This window comes from Kineosporia mesophila, assembly GCF_021129235.1.
Lineage (GTDB): Bacteria > Actinomycetota > Actinomycetes > Actinomycetales > Kineosporiaceae > Kineosporia > Kineosporia mesophila.
On sequence record NZ_JAJOMA010000001.1, the window covers coordinates 497,658 to 521,961 of the forward strand.

The window sequence follows — 24,304 nt, forward strand, 5'->3', positions numbered from 1 at the left end:
CCGCCGGAGCCTGAGCCCGGCCCTGCGGGACCCGGGGTGAACGTCCCGTCACCCCGGGCCGTGGATCCGGGTGTGAAGGAGAATGCCTCGCTGCTCACCTGGCTTCGCGACAACTGTGTCGCCGACCTGTACCGCGACGACTTCGAGGCCTGGCTGTCGGCCGCTCTCGGTCCCGGTCTGCTCGGCCACCGCGCACCTCGCCCGGCCCCGGGCTTCCTCCGTCACCTCGACCTGACCGCGCTCCCCGCCGAGTCGGTCGTGCCGTTCCTGCGCCGGATCAGCCTGACGTCGCCGGTCCCCGGTGACGTCGACGCCGTCCTGACCGGCACCGGCCCGGTGACCACCCGCGTCCGTACTTCTCCGCCCTTCCCCGAGACCTCGTTGCCCGGCATCCCCTACCTGGCCCACACCGTCTGGCTGGGAGGCCCCGCCCCGCAAGACGCCGTTCTCCGGGCCAACATCGCGGCGGCGGCCCGGCACAACCGGGACGTCCAGTTCGTCGTCTGGACGGACGTACCCCGGGCCGGGGCCCCGACGGAGTGGGTGCACTGGGCCGCCGAGAACGACGTGCTGCTGGTCAACGTGGACGAGGTGTTCCATGCGGACGCCCCGATGCTCCTGCACGAGGAGTACGGCCTCGAGGTGGCCAAACGCCTCACCCGGGGCCTGTCGGCCGCCTCCGACCATCTGCGGCTGGAGGTGCTGGACCGGTTCGGCGGCCTCTACCTCGACGGTGACAATGCCTGTGAGCCGGGCCGGATCGCGGGTCTCATCGACGCCGTGGCGGCGGGCCCGGCCGGATTCACCGTGCACGTGATCGAGGGGGAGGGCGTCGACGGTGACCTGATCGTGGCCCCGGCCGGTCATCCCGTGTTGCGGCTGTGGCAGGAGACCGCGCGCACCAGCTACGGCCTCACCCAGCGGCAGCTGTTCGGTGGTGATCACGTGATGGCCTCGCTCGGGCCGGGGATCCCGGAGCGGGAGCACTGGCAGCGCTCCGTCGTGGCCCGCCGGGCCGGCCGGAACCTGGGCACGACGTTGTCCGTGATCGGATTCCGGCTGGACGACCAGCGCCTGGTGAGGGTCGACGGCGCGGTGCGCCCGGCCCACGAGCGCTCCTGGGCGCAGACCCGTCCGGTGAACCCCGGCGGGGTGGCGCCCGAGCCCGGCGAGGTGCTGAACGACCTGGTCGCCACGACCGTGCGCCGGCTGATCAGCCGCGAGGGAGATCTGCAGCTCACCGCGGTCGCCCCGGTGATCGCCGGGCAGCCCGAGCCCGGCCGGCTGTGGGTCGCGCTGATCGCCCGGATCGCGGAACTGGCCGGGAAGCCAGGTGTTCCGGCTGTCACCACGGTGACCGAGGTGCGTATCGCCGACTCCGGGGAGGGCGGTCAGGTCCGGCTCCCGCCCGAGGTCGACGCGCTGCTGTACCGGGGTGATCCGGCCACCGGCGTGTGGCGTCTGGGCGAACTGACGGTACCGGCCCGGTTCGGTACCGGCCCGGTTCCGGCCCGCCCGGTCCGGGTTCCCGACATCCGCGGGGCGGTGGTGGTTTCCGAGAACGCGGCCGCGCAGTTGCTGCCCGTCCTGGTCCGCCGCCTCGAGGCGGCCGGCCCGGAGCGCGACCTTCCCCTGCCCGTCGCCGTTCCCGATCTGCGGGGTACCTCCGGTGCGACCACGCTGGCCTGGCTGCGCCGTACCCTCGATGTGCCGATCGGTGACCCCGAACACGAGCGGCGACTGCTGGGCCGCCTCGCCCCCGACCTCTTCGGCCTGCGCCGCCTGCTGCCCGAACCGGACTTCCTGCACGGCATCGACCAGCTCCGCCTGCCCGCCAACCGGGTGGCCTCGTTCCTGGCCGGGATCAGCCTGACCCGGCCCGGGACCCCCCGTCCCGGCGATCTGGACCCGCGGGATCTGGCCCTCGGCCGGGTCAGCCGGGTGCGGCCGGGGGGTGACTGGGGTGTGCCGGGAGCTCCTCGCCTGCCGTCCCGGGCCGCGATCCCGCATCTCGTGCACGGTATCTGGCTGGGCGGTCCGGCTCCCGAGAACGGAGTTCTCCGGGAAAGTTTCGGGGCCGCGGCGCGGCACTACGCCGGCCGCGTGCGGTTCGTGATCTGGACCGACATCACCCGCGCCCAGGTCAATCAGGTCACTCCGGCCGGCTCGATCCACGAGATGCTCGACTGGGCCCGGGAACACGACATCGCCGTGGTGTCGGTGGCCGAGGTCTTCCACGCGGCCGCGCCCATGCGACTGTGGTGGCAGTACACGGCGGAGATGACGAAACTCCTGCCCCGCGGCTACGCCGGGGCCAGCGACCGGTTGCGGCAGGAGATCCTGGCCCGCTTCGGGGGTGCCTACGTCGACGGTGACAACCACTTCCTGCTTCCCGGTCAGGAGCGTCTGCCGCACGAGATCAACGGCCTGGCCGGGCTTCCCGAACTGTTCTCGGCGGTGGCGGCGTCCGAGTTCGCCTTCACCCCGCACGTCAGCGATCCCGATCACGTCGACAACGACGTGATCGTGGCCCCGGCGCGGCACCCGGCCATCCTGCTGTGGCGCGAGATCGACCGTCTGGCCTGCTCGTTCACCCAGGACCGATTGTTCGGCCAGGTCGATACGGCGATCCGCCGGGCCGGAGCCTCGGACAGCCGGTTCTGGCATCGCTACGACGTGTCCAAGCGCACCGGGCTGGTGCACAGCGAGATGATGCGCCGGCTGGAGCTGACGGCGTCCGACCGCCGGCTGGTGCGTGCGGCCGGGGCGATCCGCGGGCGGCACGTGCGCAGCTGGGCGCGGGACACCTTCACGTCCGGGCCCGCGGACGTCGTCGATCGGGTGGCCGCCGTGATCCAGACACTGCTGGGCCTTCTGCACAGTCGCCCCGGCAACCTCCAGCTCACGGCCGTCGCCCCGGTCGTGCGGGCACTTCCCGATCCCGACGCCGCCTGGATCGCCGCGCTGCGGATGCTCGCGGTGCTGGCCGACCGGAAGCAGGCGCCCCAGATCACCAGCGTCACCCGGTTCCGCTGGTCCGACGACGGCACTCCCGACTACGTCGGGCTCCCCGCCCAGGCCGAGAGTCTGCTGATACCGCGGACGGATTCGCACACCATCCCGGTTCCCGACCTGTTCTCCGACGATCCCGACGCGTGGTTCGGCCAGAGCACCGCCCTCCCCGGGATGCCCGCCTGGATCCTCGACGAGATGGTGGTGCCGGCCCACCTTCTCCCGGAGCCCGAGCCGGTGGCCGGGCCGGCGTCCCAGGCCGTGGTCACGCGGGCCTCCTGGCTCCCCGCCGGGTTCGTCGGGGTGACGCTGCAGGGATGGCTGGGCAGTGCCTGGGCCGACTCGCGGCGGGTCACCGCCGAGCAGGTCGCGCTGCGCCTGTCCGGCTCCGGTCCGGCCGGCGCACCCGTGCTCCTGCGGATGTCGGGTGGCCCCGAGAACGGGACGGCCTGGTTCGCGCGCCGTCTGAGCGGCTTGCTCGGCCGGCCGGTGACCGTCGCCCACGAGACGGGGCAGCCGATGAAGGACGACGTGGGCACCACCGCGGACGCGTTGCGTTCGCGTCTCGCGACGCAGAAGCGGGACCGGCTCCGGGCCGCCGCCCGGTTGACGCAGGAGCTGGCCGGACGGCTGCCCGCGCCGGGCACCGCACCCCGTCCCTCCCCGTCCGGCCTGCCGCTGGCCTGGCTACGACGGCTCGCCGACGAGCGGCTCTACACCGATGATTTCGAGGCCGAGATGGAGCGCCGCATCGGTCCCGACCCGTACCGGCGCCGCGCCCGCACCCCGCGCCCGGCCTGGCAGACCGTCGACCCGCTGGGCCTTCTTCCGCACGAGGTGTCGCCGTTCCTGCGCTGGCTCGACCTGGTTCAGGCCACTCCCGGCACGACGCCGGACTCGCAGGAGCTGGACGCCGCCCGCCGGCGCGGTGACGGCGGGCCGGTGAGCTCCGCCCGGCGGCCGCACCGCGCCCGGACCTGGGGCATGACCGATCCGGACACCCCCCGGCTGCCCGCCGAGGTGGTGATTCCACGCCTGGTGCACGGCATCTGGATCAGCGGCCCGCTGCCCGAGGCCGGCGGGTTCCGGGCGAACTTCGGCGGTGCGGCGCGCGAGTACGCCGGCCGGGTGGATTTCGTGCTGTGGACCGACGTCACCCGGGCCGAGGCGGCCGCCGCCGCGGCGGACCCCGACCCGGAGTACGGCGGACGGATCTGGCGGGTCCGGTCGATGCTCGACTGGGCCCGGGAGAACGGCATCCTGGTAGTTGATCTCGGCGAGGTGTACCACGAGGAGGCGGACTTCCCCCTCTGGTCGCAGACCGTAACCGAGTGGGCCAAGCGCACCCCCCTCGGTTACGGTGCGGCCGTCGACCATCTGCGGGTGCAGCTCGTCACCACGTTCGGCGGCAGTTACGCGGACGGGGACGACCACTTCGCCCCGGGTGACGCCCTGATCGAGGTCTTCGACGCGGTCGCGGCCTCCGAGACCGCCTTCACGCTGAACGTGCAGGACGGCGACCGGGGTGTGAACAACGACATCATCATGGCCCCGGCCCGGCACCCCGCCCTGCTGCTGTGGCGCGAGTTTGCCCGGCTGCGTTACCTTATCGGCCAGCACGAGCTCTACGGCGGTGAGCTGCGCATGACCGAGCGCTTCGTGCTGACCCGGGCCTCCCTGCTGCGGTACTCGGTCGTGCTGCGTTCCGGTCGCCGGCACCACGACATGCTCGGTGCCCTGGGGCTGGCCCCGCACCGCGAGCGCCTGGTGCGGATCGCCCCGTCGATCGAGCACCGCAGCGAGCTCACCTGGGCCCCGGGCCGGCTGCCCGAGGTGGTGGAGGTCCCCGGGACCCAGGAGATCCTGGACCGGCTCGTCGACGCGGTCAGCGTCCTGGCCCGGCAGCTCATCAACCGCCCGGGCAACCTCTTCCTCACCGAGGTGGCCCCGATCATCCGCACGCTGCCCGATCCGGCTGCGGCCTGGATCGCCGTGCTGACCGAGACGGCGCGTCTGCAGACGGCGGGTGAGGTGCGGCGGGTGACGTCGGTGACCCACAGCCGCTGGGACGACCAGGGCCGGATGGAGATCGTGGACCTGCCCCCGGAGGCCGAGGCGATGCTGGTGCCCCACCACCGTCCGCGGGGATGGCTGGGCGCGGGCCTGAACCGCCCCGGCCAGCCGGTGTGGATCCGGGACGAGGCGGTCGAGCCGTGTCGCCTGCGGGTGACGGCCGGGCCGGCGGTGCGCCGGGTCGAGCCGGCCCGGGTGTACCGGTCGGGTCAGGTCCTGGGGCTGCGGTACGTCCCGAACATCGGGGCCGGGTCCTTCCCTCCCGGGTCGACGACGGTCTGGGCCCACCGCTGGTGCGGGCAGCCCTGGAGCGCCACGGCCCGGATCCGGCCGGAGGAGATGGCGCTCGACCTGTTCGCCGCCGGGCTGCACGAGCGGCCCGTCCTGATCGTCACGGCTCCGGGGGAGCGGATCTCGGGGGGTGCTCAGGAGGCCGGCCTGGGTGACTTCGCCGCTCGTCTGGGGGCCCTGCTCGGGGTGCCGGTGACCGTCGTGGACGCCCCGTCCGAGCTCGTCGCCCCGGTACCCCGGCGCGACTCACTCCGGCAGCGTGAACCAGAACGTGGCTCCCTGGCCCGGCGCCGACTCCGCCCAGATCCGCCCGCCGTGCCGCTCGACGATGCGGTGCACGGTGGCCAGACCGACACCGGTGCCGGGGAACTCGCTCTGCTTGTGCAACCGCTGGAAGGGTGAGAACAGTCGGCCGGCCTGGCTCATGTCGAACCCGGAACCGTTGTCCCGCACGAAGAAATCCCCGTTCGGGGCGCGTCCCACCTCGACCCGCGCCCGGTCGGCCTGGCCGCTGAACTTCCAGGCGTTCCCGAGCAGGTTCTCCAGCACGTTGCGCAGCAGACGGGGATCGGCCGAGGCACTCAGGTCCACCTCGATCACCGTCTCCACGGTGCGGCCGGGCGAGCCGGCCGCCAGGTCGCTGAGGATCTCGGCGGCCATCGCCCCGACGTCCGTGGGACGGCGCGACAACGCGGCCCGGCCCACCCGGGACAGCTCGATCAGGTCGTCGATCATCTCGTTCATCCGCTTCACCGACGCCCGGATCCGCTCGGAGTAGTGGCGCCCCGAGTCGTCCAGGTGCTCGTCCACCACCTCGATGAGCATCGTGGTGAAACCGTCGATGGCCCGCAGTGGACTGCGCAGGTCGTGCGAGACCGAGTAGCTGAACGACTCCAGCTCCTGGTTCTTGCGCTCCAGCTCTTCCACCATCGCCGCCCGGGTCTGCGCGATCTGTGCGTCGGCCCGGGCCTGTGCGGCCTCGATCTCCTTACGCAGCAAGCTCTCCCGGATCTGCCGGTGCTCGTCCTGGATCTGCTTGCGCTGGAGCTGAGCCCGGATCCGGGCCAGCAGCATCCGAGGGTCGGCCGTGCTGCTCACGTAGTCGTCGGCCCCCGAGTCGAGCGCGTCGATCATGGTCTGGCGCTGATCGTCGTCACCGATGACGATCAGCGGGACGTCCCGTACCCCGGGCGCGGCCTTCACCTGGCGGCACACGTCCAGGCGGTCGGCCCCGTCGTCCTCCAGCTCGATCAGGATGCAGTCGCACCGCTGGAACGCCAGCAGTTCCAGTGCCTCCTGCCCGGTCTGGGCCTGCACCACGTCGAAACCCTCACCCCGCAGGTGTTCCGCGTGCTCGGCCAGTGCCGAGACGCCGATCGTGACGACCTTCTTGAGCCGCTGCAGGCTCGCCGTGTCCACCGCCGGCAGGGCCATGGACGTCTGCCGCAGCGCCGCGGTCAGCTTGGCCAGCACCACGTCGTCGTCGGTCCCGACCTGCACGAACGTGTCCGCCCCGGCGTCCAGGGCGGTCAGCTCGGCCCCGGCGTCGTCGGAGGCCGCGAGCAGCAGGCAGGGGATTCCGCGCAGCGCCGAGTCCAGCCGGATCCGGCGGATCACGGTGGCCCCGTCGATGTCCGGCAGCATGGCATCGACCAGCACCGCGTCGGGTCGGCGCACCGCCGCGTGCCGCAGCCCGGCCAGCCCGGATTCGGCCTGGAACACCTCGTAACCGCTGCGCTGCAACAGGTCCGCGAACCGGTCGCGTACCTGCGGGTTGTCGTCGATGACCAGCACCCGCACCACGTGATCGGCGGACTCCGGCTCGGGTGAGGTGATCAGCTCCTGCGCGCGCGCCACCAGGTACCCGGAGTCGTAGGGCTTGCCCAGGTACTCGTTCGCGCCGGTGCTCAGGCCCCGGATCCGGTCCTTCACCTCGGCCTCGCTACTGAGCATGAGCACCGGCAGCGACTCGGTGGCCGCCTGGGTGCGCAACTGCCGCAGCACGTCCACCCCGTCGCCGTCGGGCAGCACCACGTCGAGCACCACGCAGTCCACCTCCTGCGCGGCCAGTTCCACCCAGGCGGCGGCCACGGTGGCGCAGGGCACCGTGATCCAGCCGGCCTCCTCGAACGCGTGCACCAGATCCATCCGCACGGTCAGGCTGTCGTCGAGGATCAGGACCGTGCCGACAGTCTCCTGTCGTTCCTTGGTCGTCATCGGTACCTCACCCTGGCTGCCAGATCGGAGGGAACGGTGAGCCGGCCCAGCGCCGGCCCGATCGCGTCGATGCCCAGTACGTGTTGCGCGGCGCCCAGCCGGACCGCCTCGCCCGGCATGCCGAACACGGCCGAGGTGGCCTCGTCCTGGGCGATGGTCAGACCACCCTGACGGTCGATCTCCAGCAGCCCGGTGGCCCCGTCCCGCCCCATGCCGGTGAGCAGGACCGCCGCCACCCGCGGACCGTGCGACAGCGCGAGCGACTCGAAGAGGATGTCGACGCTGGGCCGGCAGGAATGTCTCTCGGCCTCGGAGGTGAGGATCAGCGTGCTGCCCTGCACCCGTAGATGCTGCCCGGGCGGAGCCATCACCACTTCACCGGGCCCGACCCGGCTGAGCGGCTCACCGCTGATGGCGAGGTGCACCGGACGCTCCGTGACCTCCTGCAGCCAGTTGGCGAAGGCCACGCCGAACGACTCGTGCACGTGCAGCACCAGTAGCAGCGGCAGAGCGAAAGTGACCGGCAGGGTGCGCAGTACGGTCGCCACGGCGGTCGGGCCACCGGTGGACGCCCCGATCGCCGCCACGGTGTAGGGGTGAGCGGGATCCGGGGTGGGGGCCTCGGCCGGGCGCGGCGCCGGGAGGCCCCGGTGGCCGACCCGCCGGATCACCTTGATCTTCGAGACCAGTTTCACCGTGCGCAGGAACTCCCGGTCCCAGGCGTCGTTGCCGCCGTCCGGGTCCCGTCCCACCGGTTTCTCCAGCACGTCCACCGCCCCGGCGTCCAGCGCCGCGATGGTGTCGATGAACCCCGCCCGGTTGTCGGCGCTGGAGATCACCAGGATCGGCGTGGGGCAGTGCTGCATCAGGTGTTCCGTGGCCGCCAGGCCGGTCATCCCGGGCAGCATCATGTCCATCGTCACGACATCGGGCCGCAGGCGGGTGCACTCGTCGATCGCGGCGGTGCCGTCGGCGGCCTCGCCCACCACCTCGATCGCCGGGTCCGAGCGCAGGGCGGCGACGATCCGGGCCCGCACCGTGCGCGAGTCCTCCACCACCAGCACGCGGATGGTTCTGCCCGTAGTCATTTGTCTCCCTCGGACACCAGTTCGCCCACCGCGTCCAGCAGGGCGCTCTGATGGAACTGACCCTTGTCGATGTGCCCCCGCGCCCCGGCCGCCCGGCCCCGCTCGCGGTCGGCGGGGGAGGCCTTCGTGGTGACGAGAATGCAGGGCATATGGCGTAGTTCGCGTCGCGTGCGGGTCTGCTCGATGAATCCGAAGCCGTCCATGCCGGGCATCTCGACGTCGACCACCGCCACCGCGTACCGCTTGCGGGTGGCCATGGCCAGGCCCTCCTCGGCCGAACCGGCCTGGTCCACCTGGTATCCCGCGCTCTCCAGGATGGTGCGCTCGAGCATCCGGCTGGTCAGTGAGTCGTCCACGATGAGAATGCTGGTGCGCCGGGGCACGACGGGCGCGAGGGAAGCGGGACGACGCACGCGTCGCGCGGCCGCCGCGGTGGCCAGGTGGGCGGGATCGAGCACCGGGCGGGGGCGGCCGTCCAGGTCGATCCAGATGCCGCAGACCAGGGGCGGTACCGGAGCCAGGGCCGGAAGAGGGCGTACCGCCACCTCGGCGGTACCGACGAGCCGGTCGACCCCGACCGCGACCGGTCCGTCCTGGCCGTCGAGCACCAGCACGGTCCGCGTCGGGCCGGATCCGTCCGGCTGCGCCACCGCCAGTCCCAGCACGTCGACCAGCGGCATCCAGGGGATCCGCCGGCCCTCGTGCATCACCGCGAGGGGTCCGGAGAAGTCCTGGGCGCCGATCCGCCGGGCCTGCCGGACCGCGCGCAACGGCACCGCCACCACCGACCCGCCGTGTCCGGTCCCGGCCGGTTCCCCGGGCGGGTCGCTCGTGGCCCGGACCAGCACGACCTCCTGCGCGGTCATCGAGGCCGGGGCGATCAGGTCGATGGTGGTGCCCGCGCCCGGCACGGTGCTGATCTCGATCCGCCCGCCGATGCGCCGCACCACGTCCTGCACCACGTCGAGACCGATGCCGTGGCCGGAGATCTCGCTGACGGTGGTCGCAGTGCTGATGCCGCTGCCGAGCAGGAGCCGCAGCGTGGCCTCGTCGTCGAGGGTCGCCTCGGCCGCCCGCCCGGCCCGCACCAGCTGGCTCCGTACCGCCGCCAGGTCGACACCGCGCCCGTCGTCGGCGCACCGGAACCACACCCCGTGCGCCCCGTGCGTGATCTCGACCCGTACCACTCCGACGGGGTCCTTGCCCGCGGCCGTGCGCTGCTCGGGGGTCTCCACACCGTGTGCCACCGCGTTGCGCACGATCTGCCGCAGCGCGGTCTGTGCCCCGGCCAGCACGGTGGCGTCCACCGAGAGCTCGGCCCCGTGCACCTCCAGCCGGGCCCGCTTGCCCTGGGCCGCGGTCACGTCCCGCACGCCCCGTTCCAGGTCGGGCACGATGGTCTCGACCGGGATCAGGCGCAGCCGCTCGGCGGTGGTGTACACCTCGCGCAGCTCCCGCTCGATCCGGTCCGCGCTGGTCTCCAGATTCCGGGCCAGCCAGGAGAGTTCGTCGGCCTGCTCGTCGGTGAGACGGTCCTGCGCCGTCGTCCGCAGCCGCCGGGCCCGCCGGGCGCCCTCGCGCACGGTCCCCAGCTGGGTGCGGGTCTGGCCCACCCCGTCGATGAGGCTGTCGATCTCCAGCAGCGACGCCCGCGCGGTCTGGACGGTGTTGGCCGGTTCCTCGGTGCGGGTCGCCTCGACGGCGGTGGACGGGGCCGATACCGTTGAGAGAGAAACGAGGTCGACCGTCCCGGTCTCGGCCCGGGGGGCCGGAACCACGCCGCCGGCCTCGAGAACGGATTCCGGCGCCACCGGTTCGGCCGCTGCCAGCTCGTCACTCAGCAGGTCCACCAGGGCCTGCATCTGCTGCACCAGCTCGCCCGGCACCGGTCCGGCCGAGGTCCGGTACGGCCCGAGCATCTCCTCGAGTTCGTGCACCCGGTCGGCCATCCCGGTGAACCCCACGACCCGGGCCGCACCCTTGAGGGTGTGGGCGTGCCGCAGACCGGTGCCGGCCAGCCCGGCCGCCGGGCCGCCCCGGGCCAGGCCGGACAGGGCTCCGGCGAGCTCGTCGATGAGCTCGCGGGCCTCGATCCGGAAGTAGTGGAGGAGATCGCTCACGGGTCAGTCGCCCGAGTCCGTACGGTCGGGCCGGTCGGTCGACCAGCCCGACGCGGCCCCGTAGTGCGCCGAACCGGCGGGCGCCAGAACACCGGACGTCTCCGGCTCGATGAGACGCCGCAGCCGGGCGGACAACTCGGCCAGCTGGGACGCGGTGGCCAGGGTCTGGGTGGAGCTGGCCTCGGTCTCCCGGGTGGTCTGGGTGACGTTGGCGACGGCGAAGTTCACCTGCTCCACGGCCGTGCTCTGCTGCTTGGTGGAGAGCTCGATCTCGCGGGCGGCCTCGGTGGTGGTCTGCACCAGCTCGACGATCTGCTCGAACTGGGAGGCGACGCTGGCGAACTGGGCGCTGCCGGCGTCCACCGACTTGGCCCCGATCTCGGTGGCCATCATGGTGGTGTGCACGGAGTCGCGCACCACGTCGATCAGCGAGCGGATCTCCTTGGTCGACTCCGCGACCCGGTCGGCCAGCTTGCGGATCTCGTCGGCCACCACACCGAACCGCCGCCCCGACTCGCCCGCGCCGGCCGCCTCGATGGTCGAGTTGATCGCCAGGATGTTGGTCTGCTCGGCCAGTTCCGAGACAATGTCCAGCACCGCGCCGATCTGCTGCGACTTCTCGCCCAGCGCCATCATGTGGGTGACGATCTCCTGCACCTGATCGCGGATCTCGGTCATCGACTGCTGGGCCGTGGCCAGGTTGCCGCGCCCGGTGCCGCCCGCGTCCTTGGTCTGCTCGGCGACCACCGTGACCCGCTGGGCGCTCTCGGTGATCTGCCGGGAGGTGGCCAGTAGCTCGGTGATGGTGGTGGAGATCTCGCTCATCGCGGTGGCCTGTTGCATCGAGCCCACGGCCTGCTGGTTCGCGGTGGTCTGGAGCTCGGCCGAGGAGGTCTGCACCTCACCGACCGCGGTGCCGATGCGCTGCCGCAACCGGCGGGTGATCCAGACGCCGATCAGGGCGGTGGCCAGCACGGCGCCGCCGATCACCGAGACGATGGTGATGATGTCGCGCCGCTCGGCCGAGTCCGCGGCCCGGATCCCGTCGACGGCGAGCTGGTGCTCGTAGTCGGCGAACGCGGTCAGGGAACTCTGCAGGGCGATTCGCGTGGGGTTGGCGTTGAGGAAGGCCTCGGCCGCGTCGTTCGCACTGCCGTCCGCGCGCACGGCGATCAGATTGTTCTGGGCCGTGCGGGCCTCCGTCTCGGCGGCCTTGATCGTGGCGATCAGGGTCCGGCCGCGGGCGGTGTACACCAGCCCGCCGGCCTGATCGATCAGCGCCTCGAACCGCTCGGTGCTGTCCTGCGCCGCCGCCCGGTACTGGGGTTCCCGGGTGAGCAGGTAGGCGCGCACGTCGGCGGCCCGCTCGGCCCGGGCCGCGAGCATGCTCTGGGCCACGAGCTCCAGCCGGTTGTCCACCTCGATCACCCGGTTCTTGGCCCGCACCACCTCACCCAGGCCGTACAGCGCGACCGCGCCGCCGACCACGTTGAGCAGCAGCACCACGGCGAAGCCGACCGCCAGGGTCCGGCCAAAGGTCCAGCTCGAATTCATGTCAGCCCTCTCGGTCCGCCGCGACACCCGCGACGAGGCCACGGATGGTCTCGATCAGGTCGCTCAGGTGAAGCCTCTGGTCGTCACCGATCTGGGCCGGGTCGACCCGGCGGAATCCGGTGAAATGCTCGAAGGTGATGGCCACTCCCGGCTCCGCCGCGGGAACCACCAGCCAGTAGGGGTTCTGCGCGGGCAGCCCGGACAGTTGGCCGAGGTCCCAGGCCGCCGCCACCGATCCGCGGTCGCTGACCACACCGATCATGGCCGGGTGCGCGGTCGGCAGCGGGGTGAGGACCGGCCGGGACATCACCCGGGCCACCTCGTCCAGGAAGATCACCCGTTCCTCGTCTCCGATCCGCACAGCCAGGACGTCCTCGATGTTGAGCACCACCGGTGCCGGGTTCTCGGCGAAGGAGGCGTCGAACTCGGCCCGCAGTTCCGCGGCGCGGTCCGCCAGCTCACCCCGGTTCGGGCTCATCGGGCTTCACCACCGTGCAGGCTGCGGTCGTCGCGGGACATCGTGCGGCACACCGAGAGCAGCGCCTGCCGGTCGAAGCCGCCGCCGAAGAGCAGCATGCGGCGGTCGCTCTCGGAGGGGAGCAGCTCGACGGCCCGGTCGTAGGCGCGTCCGGCCCCGGAACGGTCGCCGGTGGTCCGGCTGAGCCGGCCCAGGTGCAGATGGGCCAGGGCGAACCGGGGGTCGGCGTCGGCGGCGGCCCGCCAGTGCAGCACGGCCCCGCGGTTGTCGGCGTCCGCCTCCCGGCAGTTCGCGAGCACGGCGTGGGCGTCGGCCGACACCAGACCCCGGCCGAGCAGGCGGTGGGCGTCGCGGGCGGCCGCGGTCAGATCACCGGCGTGGCTCAGGAGAATGGCCCGCACCAGAACCACTTCGGTCTCCCAGGGGGTTCCGGGAGGTGAGGTGGGCACGTCGATGACCTCGACCACGCCGAGGGCGGCGCCGAACCGCTCGGCCCGCATCAGGTCCAGGACCCGGTCGAGCGACTCCCGGTCCGGCGCGGGGGGCGGGGACGGCACCGGCCGCGGCCCGGTCTTCGAAAGGCCATGCGCAGAGGACGATTCGGTGAGACGGTAGTAGAAGGTCCCGTTGGTCTCGCGCAGGTCGAACTGCTCCGACACCCCGCGCAGCGTCTCGGCCGACCCGAGGAACAGGTACCCGCCCGGCATCAGGGCCGAGGCCAGCCGGCGCACCACCGCGGCCATCACCGGCGGGGAGAAGTACATCATCACGTTGCGGCAGAAGATGGCGTCGAAGGCCGGCCGCCAGAGCCCGGGATCGGGATCCACCAGGTTGGCGGCGCGGAAGTCCAGGTTCGCGCGCAGGTTCGGGTCCACCTCGTAGTGCTTCCCGACGGTCTGGAACCAGCGGTCCTGCACCGCCGGTGGCACGGCCCGCATCGACCACTCGGTGTACCGGCCGGCCCGGGCCTTCGCCAGAGCCGTCGGGTTCACGTCGATCGCGGTGATCTGCGCTTCCTCGTAACCGGCCTCGGCCAGGGCGATGGCCAGGGAGTAGGCCTCCTCGCCCCCGGCGCAGCCGGCCGACAGCAGACGGGCGGGGATCGGGGCCCGATCGGGTCGGGACATCCGGTCGGGCAGCACGGTCCCGGTCAGCACGGCGAACTGATCGGGCTGACGCAGGAAGTAGGTCTCGCCCACCGTGAGTTCGGAGGCCAGTGCGGCCAGTTCGTCCCGGGCGCCGGAACGTCCGGCCTCGCAGTTGTTCTCCAGGTCGTCGAGGTAGCGGGTTCCGTCCTGGTGGGCCGGGAGACGGTGCGACAGGGCCTGGCCCAGCCGGTCCCGGTCGCCCGGGCCGAAGGTCAGTCCCAGCCGGCGTGAGACCAGGTCGGCGAACCGGTCCACCACCGCGTCCCGCGGCCGGTTGTCGGTCAGGATGAGGTCACCTCCGTCAGCCGCTGCCAGGTCTCCTCCGGCAGGAGGTGAGAGGCCGCCAGGGCCAGCAGCAGACGCGAGTCGCGGGCGATCAGGGCCGAGAACAGCTGTGGGCCTTGGCCGTCCAGCAGCGGCGGGAGCTCCTCCAGCTCACCCTCGTCCACCGTGCGGATCCCGGTGACGCTCTCCACCGCCAGGGCCACCGAGCGGTTGTCGTCGGTGTGCAAGGTGATCCAGCGGGCGGCGGACACCGGCGGCCCTCCGGTCAGGACCCCGGAATCGACCACCGGAACCGCGGATCCCCGGATCCGTGCGACTCCCAGTACGAAAGGGGGCATCCCGGGAAAAGGTGCTACCGGTAGCGGTCGCAGCGTCTCCCGCACACTCGTCAGCGGAACGGCGAAGGTCTGATCACCCGTCCCGCACACCAGCAGCGAAAGACCCGGTCCGCTGCGGTCAACCCCCGTCTTCACCTGCGCAATGTCGGCGGATTCGGTGCTGGTCTTGACTCCCGGTGCCCACCGGGACCCTAGGGCCTGAAGCTCAGGCCCCGACCGTCGGTGCGTCCGGCCCGCATCAGCAGGGCGTCGACCCAGTACGATGAGGTCAGCCGCCACGGCCAGCGTCGCCCCTGGGTGGGTACCCCCTGAGCCCGCTGGAGGTACCCGGATCTCAGGGGCATGAGGGGCGTGCGGTCCGCCGTGGGTGGGGGAGCGGCCACCACCGTGCGGTACCCGTTCCGGCGCAGGTAGTGCAGCGTCCGCACCATCAGGCGGGCCGACAACTCGGTCTTCAGCGTCCAGGAATTGTTCGCATAGCCCACCGAGACGGCCAGATTGGGCACACCGGACAGCATGGTGCCCCGGTGCATGACGACGGCCGCGGGGTCCACCGGTGAGCCGTCCACCTCCAGGGCGATCCCACCGAGCAGCCTTACGCGCAGCCCGGTCGCGGTCACCACGAGATCCGCGGGCAGCACCGTGCCGTCGTCCAGCACCACGCAGCGCGCGCCGAACGAGGCGATCCGCCCGGTCACCACCTCGGCGTCGCCGGCGCTGATCGCGGTGAACAGATCGCCGTCCGGGACTACGCACAGCCGCTGGTCCCACGGCCGGTACGGCGGCGTGAAGTGCCGTTCCACCGGATAGCCGGGCGGAAGCAGCGCCCGCACCCGGCCGATCAGCCACGCGGCCGTGCTGCGGGGCGCCAGCCGGCACAGGTGCCAGAAGAGACTCGTCACCGTGGCCCGGCGGGTCCGTTCCCAGCGGAAGGTCCAGGGCGGGGGCAAGCGGCCGAACCGGGCCCCGGCGTTGCGCCGGGCCAGGGAGATCACGTAACCGGGCGTGCGCTGCAGCATCACCACACTGCGGGCCCGGGGAGCGAGCGCGGGCACCAGGGAGACGGCCGTCGCGCCGCTGCCGATCACCACCACGTCCTGGTCGTCCCAGGTCAGGTTATCGGGCCAGAACTGCGGGTGCACCACACGCCCGGTGAATCCCTCCTGCCCCGGAAAAGACGGACGGTGTGGATCGTCGTAGTCGTAGTAACCCGTGTTCAGATAAAGGAAACCGCAGCTGAGAACCAGCTCACCCGCGTCCGTTGCGACCCGGACGACCCAGGTGGCCCGCTCGCTGCACCACGACGCCGACACCACCCGGTGCCCGTACCGGATACCGGCGGCGATCCCGTATTCCTCGGCTGTCTCTCGGATGTACTGCAGCACCGCCTGTCCCTGGGCGATCGCGGTGGGCGAGGTCCACGGCCGGAACGCGTACCCCAGCGTGAACATGTCCGAGTCGGATCGAACTCCCGGGTACCGGAACAGGTCCCAGGTACCGCCGCTCACCGGCCGGGCCTCCAGCACCGCGAGGGACAGGTCGGGCAACGATCGCGTCAGGTGGCACGCCGTGCCGATCCCGGACAGTCCGGCCCCCACGATCAGGACGTCGAGGTGCTCCATGGGACCAATCATCGCTGTCGTCGGCCCGTCTGGCCCCTCGTGACGCGTTCACCCGCTCGTCACCGACGTCCGTTCGCTCGTCATCTCCCGTCCACCGAACGGACAGCCGGCACCGGCGTTCGTTCAGGGAGTGTTCAAATTGTGCGCCAATTCCGTCTCGGCACAGGTTCTCCATGTACAACGCACAGAGAAACTGCGTAACCTCTGCTCGCGTGGCACAGCGACGCAAGGTGGTAGCAGCGGTCAACCGGGAACTCGAGGAGCGCTTCGGGTTCCGCGTGGTCCGGATCAAGGACGAGGCCGAGGCCATCGAGGCCATCGAGGAGCCGAAGGCGGCCCGGGTTCCCGTGCGCCGGCCGTCCGATCCGCGTGACCGTCTGGTCCAGCGGCCGGTTTTCGTGCTCTCGTCGGTGCGTTCCGGTTCGACTCTCCTCCGGGTTATTCTCAACAGTCATTCGCAGATCCACGCGCCGCACGAGATGCACTTCCGGCGCACTCAGGTGATCGCGTACACCACCCCGGTGCAGCAGGCCCTCGAGCACGTCGACCTCAACGAGCGCGACCTGGAGCACCTGCTCTGGGACCGCCTGCTTCACCGGGAGCTCACGATGAGCGGTAAGTCGGTGCTGGTCGAGAAGACTCCGAGCAACGTGTTCGTCGCCGACCGGCTGGCCACGGCGTGGCCCAAGGGCAAGTTCATCTACCTGATCCGTCATCCCTGGTCGATCGCGCAGTCCTGGCACGAGGGCGATCCGGAGCGGCGGCCGGTGAAGATGGCCATCACCCACACCCTGAACTACATGGAGTACCTGGAGAAGGCCCGGAACAAGCGGGCCGGTCTCACGCTTCGCTACGAGGACCTCACCTCCGACCCGGTGAGGCAGACCCAGGCGATCTGCGAGTTCCTGGGTCTGGAGTGGGAACCCGCGATGCTGGAGTACGGCAAGAAGGATCACGGCGACTTCGTGAAGGGCATCGGGGACTGGAAGGACAAGATCCGGACCGGGACGATTCAGCAGGGTCGTCCTCTCCCGGACCTCTCCGACGTGCCGGCCGAGCTGCGCCCGATGGTCGAGCGCTGGGGTTACTGACCTTTTGAACAGAATTGAGGACGTCGCCGAGACCCAGTCTCTACGGCGTCCTCGGTCTTTTGGTGTCGTTGGGAGGCTGTACGGACGAGAGGCGGCCGCCGTTCGGTTGTTTCGTGGGTGTGAACGATCTGGCAGTGTGCTGGTGTCAGCAGGCACCTCGACCACTGGAGGCCGGGTCTCATGGTCACATCCCCGTACCGTTCGACGATCGTGGTGTCGCTGCCGGCGGTGGGAATCTCGCTGGTTCTCCTGGCCGGCCCGGCGCAGGCGGCCCCGGCTCCGGCCACGGCCGACACCGCCCACGGGATGACCTACACGGCGTCCGCCGGGCAGGTCAACGACGTCCTGGTGACCAAGACCAGCGATTCGGACTCCGGCGAGGCGATCTTCCGGATCGACGACGTCGTGCCGATCTCGGCGGGTGAGGGGTGCGTGTACCCCGACTCCGGCGACCGTACCGTCGTGGTCTGCCGGCAGCCCTACCTGGAGCGGCAGGACCCCTTCTTCGACGCGAACTTCTGGCTGGGCGACCAGAACGACCGGTTCCGGTGGCGCAACCTCACCGGCGACGTGTACTGGGACGCCCGGGTCTACCTCGGCCCGGGCGACGACACCTACTCCAGCAAGTACATCGACGGCAACGGGGTGTACGGCGGCACCGGCAAGGACACGATCAGCGTGAAGCACCAGGCCGGTGACATCGGTTTCACCGACGGGGGGAACGGCGACGACACGATCTTCTCGGAGGGCAGTTACGGCTTCGCCACCACCCTGGGCGGTGCCGGTGACGACACCATGACCGGCGGCGCCGGCGAGCAGCGGTTCGACGGCGGTGAGGGTGACGACCTGATCCACGGCGGCGACGGCATCGACGTGATCCGGGGCGGCAAGGGTGACGACCGGCTCTACGGCGACGCGGGAGCCGACCTGATCTACGGCAACAGCGGCAACGACCGGCTGTACGGCGGCCCGGGCAATGACACCCTGTCCCGTGGGCCGGGGAAGAACCTGATCAAGCAGAACTGAAAAGTTCTACCGGTCAGGCGATCACCACGACCAGCCGCGCTCGGCGAGCAGCAGTTCCCGCCGGGCGCGCCGGTCGCGCCCGGCCAGCCGGGCCGGGGTGGGCGTGGCGAAACCCTTGACCGCAGTGGTCTCCTGGGTCTCGCTGACCCCGGCCAGGCGGCACGCGCAGCCGAGCAGGTCGTCGTAGGCCCGGGCGCTGGCCTCCAGCCGGGCGGCGCGGGCGAAGACCGACTCGTCGTGGTGCAGGCGGCGGATCTCGTCGGCCAGGGCCTGGAGGCGCATCTGCACCCGCAGGGCCTCGAAGGGGTCGGTGTTCAGGCAGCCCAGGTCGCTGCGCCGCCGCCATGGTGTCAGTGCGCGCAGTGCCGTGGCCGCTCCCACGAGGATCAACTCGGTGATCATTGCCCCTGGTCAACCTAGTCGTGACGGACAGTCGATCAGGTAACTGTACGGTCCGCCACGGCTAGATCACCATGAGTTTCAGTGCCCTTTGAGCGCATTCAGGTAGCTGAGCCAGCCGCCGTGGGGCGTGATCTCCGTCGCGCCCTCCAGCGCCGCGGGTTCGCAGAGGAACCCGCTCACCTGGGTCCCGTCGTCGAGGTCGACCTTGCCGATCACCATCGGCCGGGGCAGGGCGGCGACGAACGCACCGAACCCGGCGGCCGGCAGGCGCCACACCTCACCGATCACCGACTTGCCGGAAATATCCCGGACCAGGCCCGGTTTCGGCGGCGTGGTGGAGAGGGCGTAGAGACGGTAGGACGACGCGGTGGTGACCGGCCCGACCAGGGAGCCACCGGCGCGCACCAGGTCACCGTTGAGCGGCTGACCGGACAGGTGCGCTCCGACCACGAGCAGGTCGATGTCGTCCGCGCCGATACGGGAGGCCAGTTGCGCCAGCCGCTGGTCGCTGAACGCCGGGCCGGAGAACATGACGCCGAACGGCAGACCGTTCACCGCTCCGGCGGGAACCGCCAGCGAGGCCAGGTCGAGCAGGTTGGCGAAATTGGTGAAACGCCCCATCCGGCTGTTCGCCCCGACCGGGTCGGCCGCCACCTCCTCCAGCGTCGGGTGCCAGGTGGTGGTGGGGGTGAGCAGCGCGTCGACGTTTTCGAAGAGCCGCCGCCCGGCCTGCCCGAGCCGGTCCAGCTTCTCCAGGTCGTGGAACACCTGCACCGCGGTGATGTCCCGCCCGGCGTTGATGATCCCGGCCACGGTCGGGTCGAGGTCGGCGCCGATCAGGTCGGCGTGCGCGGCGAGGTGGTCACCCACGGCCGCGGTCCGCTCAGCCACGAAAGCCCCGCCGTAGAGCAGGGTCGCGGCCTCCAGCAGCGGTGCGATGTCGACCTCGACGATCTGTGCCCCTGTCCGGCGAAGTTCGTCGACGACAACGGCGAAGCGCTGCGCCCACCCCTCGGCCAGCCCTTCGAGGTGCTCGGCGGTGGGAACAGCAACCCGCAAAACCCCCGCCCAGCGGGGGAGGCCCCCACCTTGTTCGTGATCATGCAAACTTTCCCCGGGGAAGGTCTGCATGATCACGGAGGAAGTATCGCCACTACCTCGTTCGCCACCACCACTACTTCGTTCGTGATCAGGCAAAGTGTCCCCGGGGAAACTTTGCCTGATCACGGGGGGAGGGGTGGCGCGAGCCAGGGGGTCCTGTTCGTCCGGGCCGGACAGCAGTTCCGCCACCAGACGGGCCAGGTCCAGGCGCCGGGCGAAAACCGTGACGCAGTCCAGGCTTCGGCAGGCGGGGACGACGCCCGTGGCGGGGATCAGGCCGCGGGTCGGCTTCACGCCCACGATGCCGTTCAGGGCGGCGGGTACCCGGCCGGAGCCGGCCGTGTCGGTGCCGAGGGCGAAGTCGACCTGGCCGAGGGCCACGGAGACCGCCGAGCCGGAGCTCGATCCTCCCGAGATGTGCTGCGCGGAGAAGGCGTTCGGTACCGCGCCGAACGGGCTGCGGGTGCCGACGAGGCCGGTGGCGAACTGGTCGAGGTTGGTCTTGCCGATCACCACCGCCCCGGCGGCGCGCAGCCGGGCCACCGCCGTCGCGTCCGCGGCCGGTTCGTAGGCGTAGGAGCGGGCGCCGGCCGTGGTGGGCAGCCCGGCCACGTCGATGTTGTCCTTCACCGCCGCGACCAGCCCGGCCAGGGGCAGGTGCGCACCGGCGGCCACGCGCCGGTCGATCTCCTGCGCCTCGGCCAGTGCCTCGGTCTCGGGCCGGAGGGCGATCCAGATCGCCGGGTGGGCCGACTCCGTGATCGACCGGAACGCCGTCGCTACCCGGGTGACCACCGGCGTCCTCAATGTGTGCTCCGGGTGACGACGGCGCGCAGGGGCGTCGGGTTGAACTCATTGCAGGGGTTGTTCATCTGGGGGCAGTTCGAGATCAGCACCAGGGAGTCGACATCGGCGCGCAGGGCGACCCGCCGGCCGGGGGCGGACAGGCCGTCGACGATGCCGAGGGCACCGTCGGCCTCCACCGGAACATTCATGAAGAAGTTCAGGTTGGACACCAGGTCGCCCGCGCCCAGACCGTGCCGGATGCCCTCGGCCAGGAAGTTCTCCCGGCAGCCGTGCTCGAACTGCGTGTGGTGGCCGTACCGCAGCGTGTTCGACTCCTTGCTGCAGGCGCCGCCGATCGTGTCCTGCCGCTCCACCTCGTTCGCGACGACCGTCATCAGCGGGTTGCCGAACTGGCTGCGCAGCACGGTTCCGGTGCGCACGTAAGCATTTCCCTGCCAGTGCAGGGTGTCGGGCACGCTGTAGTGCTCGGCGGTGTCGGCCGCCGAGTAGATCAGGCAGTCGCCGGACTGGTTGCCGCCGACGTCGACGAGCGTGAGCACGTCGCCCGCCTTCACGATCGCCGACCAGGCACCGCGCGCGGCGATCTGCTCGTCGAGCACGATCTCGCCCTCGACCAGGGGCTGGGACCAGTCCAGGACCGAGTCCGGACCGTACGAGAAACCCACGGGAACCGTACTGGAAACCATCACAACCCCCGGGCCTGGGCGTAGTCGATCGTGTTGAGGTAGGCGCGTTCTCGTTCGGGCGAGGCCTCGTAGGCGCGGTCGCCCGGACCGGTCGGCGAGCTCGTCCAGGCGTGCACGCGCAGCGGCCCGACCTGGTACCGCTCGCGCGGGTCCAGCGGATGGGCCACGTTGGCGATCAGCACGGTGAGGGGCAGTTCGGCAATCAGGTCTACGCCGGCGGGCCCGGCCGAGCCCAGCCAGGTGAACGATCCGTCCGGCTCCACCGTCACGCCCTGGAAGAACGACACGGCCGGCACCAGATCGCGCGGTCCCAGTCCGTGTTTCGCGGCGGCCAGGGTGAACAGGGCCTGGCCCGACGGGGTCGGGCCCTCCGGCCGGGCGTCACCGTACTTGTGCTGGTTCCAGGCGTCGCTGCTGGTGCCGCAGAAGGTGTCGTGCCGGTGCGAGGTGTCCCGGTCGACGGTCGCGAGCACCCGCCCGTCACCGCTCAGCAGCGGGTGACCGTCGCTCAGGTAGGCCTGCCAGGGGATCTTGCGGGTGTCGGCCACGTTCAGCCGTTCCACCTGCTCCAGGGCGTTGAACAGCAGTACGTGGGCGCAGGCGTCGCCGGTCGGGTCGTCCAGGCGGATGCGCGTGCCGCGGGCCAGCACCTTGTGCGTGTAGCCACCCGGGGCCACGGTCTCGGCCCAGGTCAGCGTCGACGGGTCCACCCCCTCGGGCGGGTGCGGCGTGCTCGAGGCCGGTAGGTACGGCATCCACTCGGACTGCTGGTCGCCCTGCGCGCGGGCGTCGGCCCGGGCAGCGGTGACGCTGCCTGTGTCGCGCTCACGGTCGCGAGCGGCGGATTGAGTGTCCACGTATCTCCTCCGGGAATGTGGATCCAACTTATCTATCAACGGATCCCGTGACTAGACCTTCCGGACGTGGGTAAAACGTCATACCGGTATCTTTCGCGCGTTTGGCCTGATGTCCGGAACCGGTTCCCGGTACCGTCTCGTGGGGAAATCCCGGCCAGGTCCAGCCCAGCCTTGAACCCGAAGGAGGGTGCATGAGCGACTCGCGGTCGCGCACGACGCCGGGATGCGTCCGGGACGAGCTCATGGCCGAATACCTGCGGGTCAGTGAGGAGATGCTGGCCGGGCAGCGCGAGGTGATGCTCGCCTACCTGCGCGACGACGACCCGGCCCCCACCGCGTCCGGCCCGGTGCGCCGGGTGCGAACCCTGAGGCTGCTCGGCGAACGCCCGGCCGCGGACCTCCCGGCCCCGGACGGCGCGTGGCTCCTGGTCGGCGACGGTCCCGAGGTCGAGGAGCTCGCCGGCCGGTTGCGGGGGCAGGGGCTGGTCGTGCGGGTCACCGGTGCGGTGCTTCCCGAGACAACGGTGGACGTCGACGGCATCCTCCTGGCCGGAGCCCTCTCCCCGGGCGCCCCAGCCGCCCTGCCCGACGTGTTCGCCCTGGTCACGCGGGCGCTGAAGTCCGGGGTACGGCACCTCGTGGCGCTGACCGGAGGGGAGGCGGGTTCCGACGGGGTGGCCGGTCTGCTGCGGGCCGTCCGGGAGACCTGGGCGCCGGAACCCGACGGCATCTCGGTCCGGCTCCTCGACATCACCGACCGCTCACCCGGCGCCCCTCTGCCCACCGACGTCGTCACGCACCTGCTGCACCCCGGCCCGGCCGAGGTCACGCGCTGGGGCGGGCGGTGGTTCCGCGCCGAGATGACACCCCAGCCCCTGGCCGGCGAACCGGCCGCCAGTTTCCGGAACGCACCCGGTTCCACGAGCGACGCCGCTTCGGTGGGTGGCTCGGGCCCGGTAGGTGGATCGGGCGATGTCGTCCGGGTCCGGCGCCCCGGCGTCGAAGGTGGCCTCGGCCCGGTAGACGGATCGGGCTCGGTCGGCGCCACCGGTCCGGCGGGTGGTGGCGTTCCCGCTGGTGCCGCTGACGGATCCGGTCCGGCCGGCACCGCCGGCCTTCTCGCGGCCGCCGGCCTGGAGCCGGGCCGGGTTGTCCTGGTGACCGGTGGTTTTCACGGCGCCGCAGCAGATCTGGTGCGCGAGTTGGCGGCGGCGGGGTGCCGGGTCGACCTGGCGGGCGCGGTGGCTCCTGACCCGGCGAGCGCGGTATCGGTCTCGGTGGGCCCGGGGACCGGAGTCTCGGCACCCGTGGGTCACGCGGCCGGGGCGTCGGTGGGCCGGGCGGCTGAGATGCCGGTGGGCGCGGGATCCGTGAGCCCGGCCAACCGGGCCCCGTCCACCGCCGGTTCGCGGCGGGCGCCGGGCCTCGCCGAATTGCACGCGGCACTGGCCCGGTTCGGGGACCTCCTGCCCGAGCCGCTCGATCTCCAGGCCCGCCGGTCCCTGGCCGGGCAGGAGGTGGGCCAGTTGCTCGACGACCTGGAGCGCTCCGGCGCCGACGTGGTGCACCACCTGCTCGAGGTCTGGGACGCCACCACCGCCGCGCGCCTGGTGAAGACCGTGCTGGCCGACCGCGGGCGCCTCGACCTGGTGATCCACGTGACCGGGATGCTCGAGTACGAACGCATCCGTCCCGAGGCCACCGAGTCGTTCGCCCGGGTCTACCGCGGCGAGGTGGAGAGTGCCCGGGCGCTGCTGGACGTCCTGCGCGAAGCCGACCCCGATGCCCGACCCCGTTGCACCGTGATGCTGAACCTGGACACCCCCACGGACGACGCGCCGGCCGACCAGGTGATGGCCGCCGCCGTCGGGGACGCCCTGGGCCGCCTCGGTGACCGTTACGCCCGGGCCACCGGCTCCCGCTGCCTGACCGTGCACTGGCAGGCGGCCCCCGACGCCATCGGTCTGATTGCCGAACTGGCCCACGGTGAAAGACATCTCACCCAGGTCACGTACACGACCGGGAAGGCGACGAGCGCGCCGGACTGACAACGACGTCCCCAAGCACATCATCGTGATCATGCGAACCTTCCCCGGGGAAGGTTCGCA

Annotated in this window: 15 protein-coding genes; 4 read left to right on the forward strand and 11 right to left on the reverse strand. The window is 71.6% G+C overall.

From position 1 onward, the window contains the following. The first annotated feature begins 72 nt into the window (after positions 1 to 72). The gene (locus LR393_RS36095) at positions 73 to 5,778 is read left to right on the forward strand and encodes a hypothetical protein (protein ID WP_331282894.1); all 5,706 of its coding nucleotides are present in this window, start codon (positions 73 to 75) and stop codon (positions 5,776 to 5,778) included. 1,811 nt (positions 5,779 to 7,589) lie between these two features. Here the strand turns inward: LR393_RS36095 and cheB are convergent. The 7 genes from cheB to LR393_RS01915 are packed head-to-tail and all read right to left on the reverse strand — an operon-like array spanning position 7,590 to position 16,226. Further along, entirely contained in the window at positions 7,590 to 8,681 is a 1,092-nt protein-coding gene (gene cheB / locus LR393_RS01885; protein ID WP_231481100.1) for a chemotaxis-specific protein-glutamate methyltransferase CheB, read from the reverse strand. Beyond that, positions 8,678 to 10,801, reverse strand: coding sequence for a hybrid sensor histidine kinase/response regulator (locus LR393_RS01890; RefSeq protein WP_231481101.1), 2,124 nt, complete (start codon positions 10,799 to 10,801; stop codon positions 8,678 to 8,680). The genes cheB and LR393_RS01890 overlap by 4 nt, the downstream gene beginning before the upstream one ends. Positions 10,802 to 10,804: 3 nt before the next feature. Further along, a complete protein-coding gene (locus LR393_RS01895; protein WP_231481102.1) occupies positions 10,805 to 12,355 on the reverse strand; it encodes a HAMP domain-containing methyl-accepting chemotaxis protein in 1,551 nt (516 codons plus the stop codon). A gap of 1 nt (position 12,356) precedes the next feature. After that, positions 12,357 to 12,833 carry a chemotaxis protein CheW gene (locus tag LR393_RS01900; RefSeq protein WP_231481103.1) on the reverse strand — a complete coding sequence of 159 codons (477 nt, stop codon included), beginning with the start codon at positions 12,831 to 12,833 and terminating at the stop codon, positions 12,357 to 12,359. Then, positions 12,830 to 14,236 (reverse strand): CheR family methyltransferase, encoded by a 1,407-nt coding sequence (locus LR393_RS01905; protein ID WP_231481104.1) that lies wholly within the window; start codon positions 14,234 to 14,236, stop codon positions 12,830 to 12,832. The genes LR393_RS01900 and LR393_RS01905 overlap by 4 nt, the downstream gene beginning before the upstream one ends. A gap of 26 nt (positions 14,237 to 14,262) precedes the next feature. Next, entirely contained in the window at positions 14,263 to 14,739 is a 477-nt protein-coding gene (locus LR393_RS01910) for a chemotaxis protein CheW (protein ID WP_231481105.1), read from the reverse strand. A gap of 56 nt (positions 14,740 to 14,795) precedes the next feature. Further along, positions 14,796 to 16,226, reverse strand: coding sequence for a flavin-containing monooxygenase (locus tag LR393_RS01915; RefSeq protein ID WP_231481106.1), 1,431 nt, complete (start codon positions 16,224 to 16,226; stop codon positions 14,796 to 14,798). Between the two features lie 212 nt (positions 16,227 to 16,438). On the opposite strand from LR393_RS01915, the gene LR393_RS01920 reads away from it, so the two are divergent. After that, the gene (locus LR393_RS01920; protein ID WP_231481107.1) at positions 16,439 to 17,317 is read left to right on the forward strand and encodes a sulfotransferase family protein; all 879 of its coding nucleotides are present in this window, start codon (positions 16,439 to 16,441) and stop codon (positions 17,315 to 17,317) included. Between the two features lie 180 nt (positions 17,318 to 17,497). After that, positions 17,498 to 18,343 carry a calcium-binding protein gene (locus tag LR393_RS01925; RefSeq protein ID WP_231481108.1) on the forward strand — a complete coding sequence of 282 codons (846 nt, stop codon included), beginning with the start codon at positions 17,498 to 17,500 and terminating at the stop codon, positions 18,341 to 18,343. A 21-nt stretch (positions 18,344 to 18,364) separates the two neighbouring features. Here LR393_RS01925 and LR393_RS01930 read toward each other — a convergent pair whose 3' ends face one another. The 4 genes from LR393_RS01930 to LR393_RS01945 all read right to left on the reverse strand — a co-directional run bounded on the left by LR393_RS01930 (position 18,365) and on the right by LR393_RS01945 (position 22,196). Continuing rightward, positions 18,365 to 18,745: a hypothetical protein gene (locus LR393_RS01930; RefSeq protein ID WP_231481109.1), complete on the reverse strand. Its 381-nt coding sequence runs from the start codon at positions 18,743 to 18,745 to the stop codon at positions 18,365 to 18,367. Positions 18,746 to 18,823: 78 nt separating this feature from the next. Continuing rightward, entirely contained in the window at positions 18,824 to 20,641 is a 1,818-nt protein-coding gene (locus tag LR393_RS01935; RefSeq protein WP_231481110.1) for an allophanate hydrolase, read from the reverse strand. 8 nt (positions 20,642 to 20,649) lie between these two features. Then, positions 20,650 to 21,339: an urea amidolyase associated protein UAAP2 gene (locus LR393_RS01940; RefSeq protein ID WP_345718778.1), complete on the reverse strand. Its 690-nt coding sequence runs from the start codon at positions 21,337 to 21,339 to the stop codon at positions 20,650 to 20,652. After that, on the reverse strand, positions 21,339 to 22,196 hold the full coding sequence (locus LR393_RS01945; RefSeq protein WP_231481112.1) for an urea amidolyase associated protein UAAP1: 858 nt from the start codon (positions 22,194 to 22,196) through the stop codon (positions 21,339 to 21,341). The genes LR393_RS01940 and LR393_RS01945 overlap by 1 nt, the downstream gene beginning before the upstream one ends. 191 nt (positions 22,197 to 22,387) lie before the next feature. Between LR393_RS01945 and LR393_RS01950 the strand changes: the two genes are divergently transcribed. Next, on the forward strand, positions 22,388 to 24,244 hold the full coding sequence (locus LR393_RS01950) for a KR domain-containing protein (RefSeq protein WP_231481113.1): 1,857 nt from the start codon (positions 22,388 to 22,390) through the stop codon (positions 24,242 to 24,244). The last annotated feature ends 60 nt before the right edge of the window (positions 24,245 to 24,304 follow it).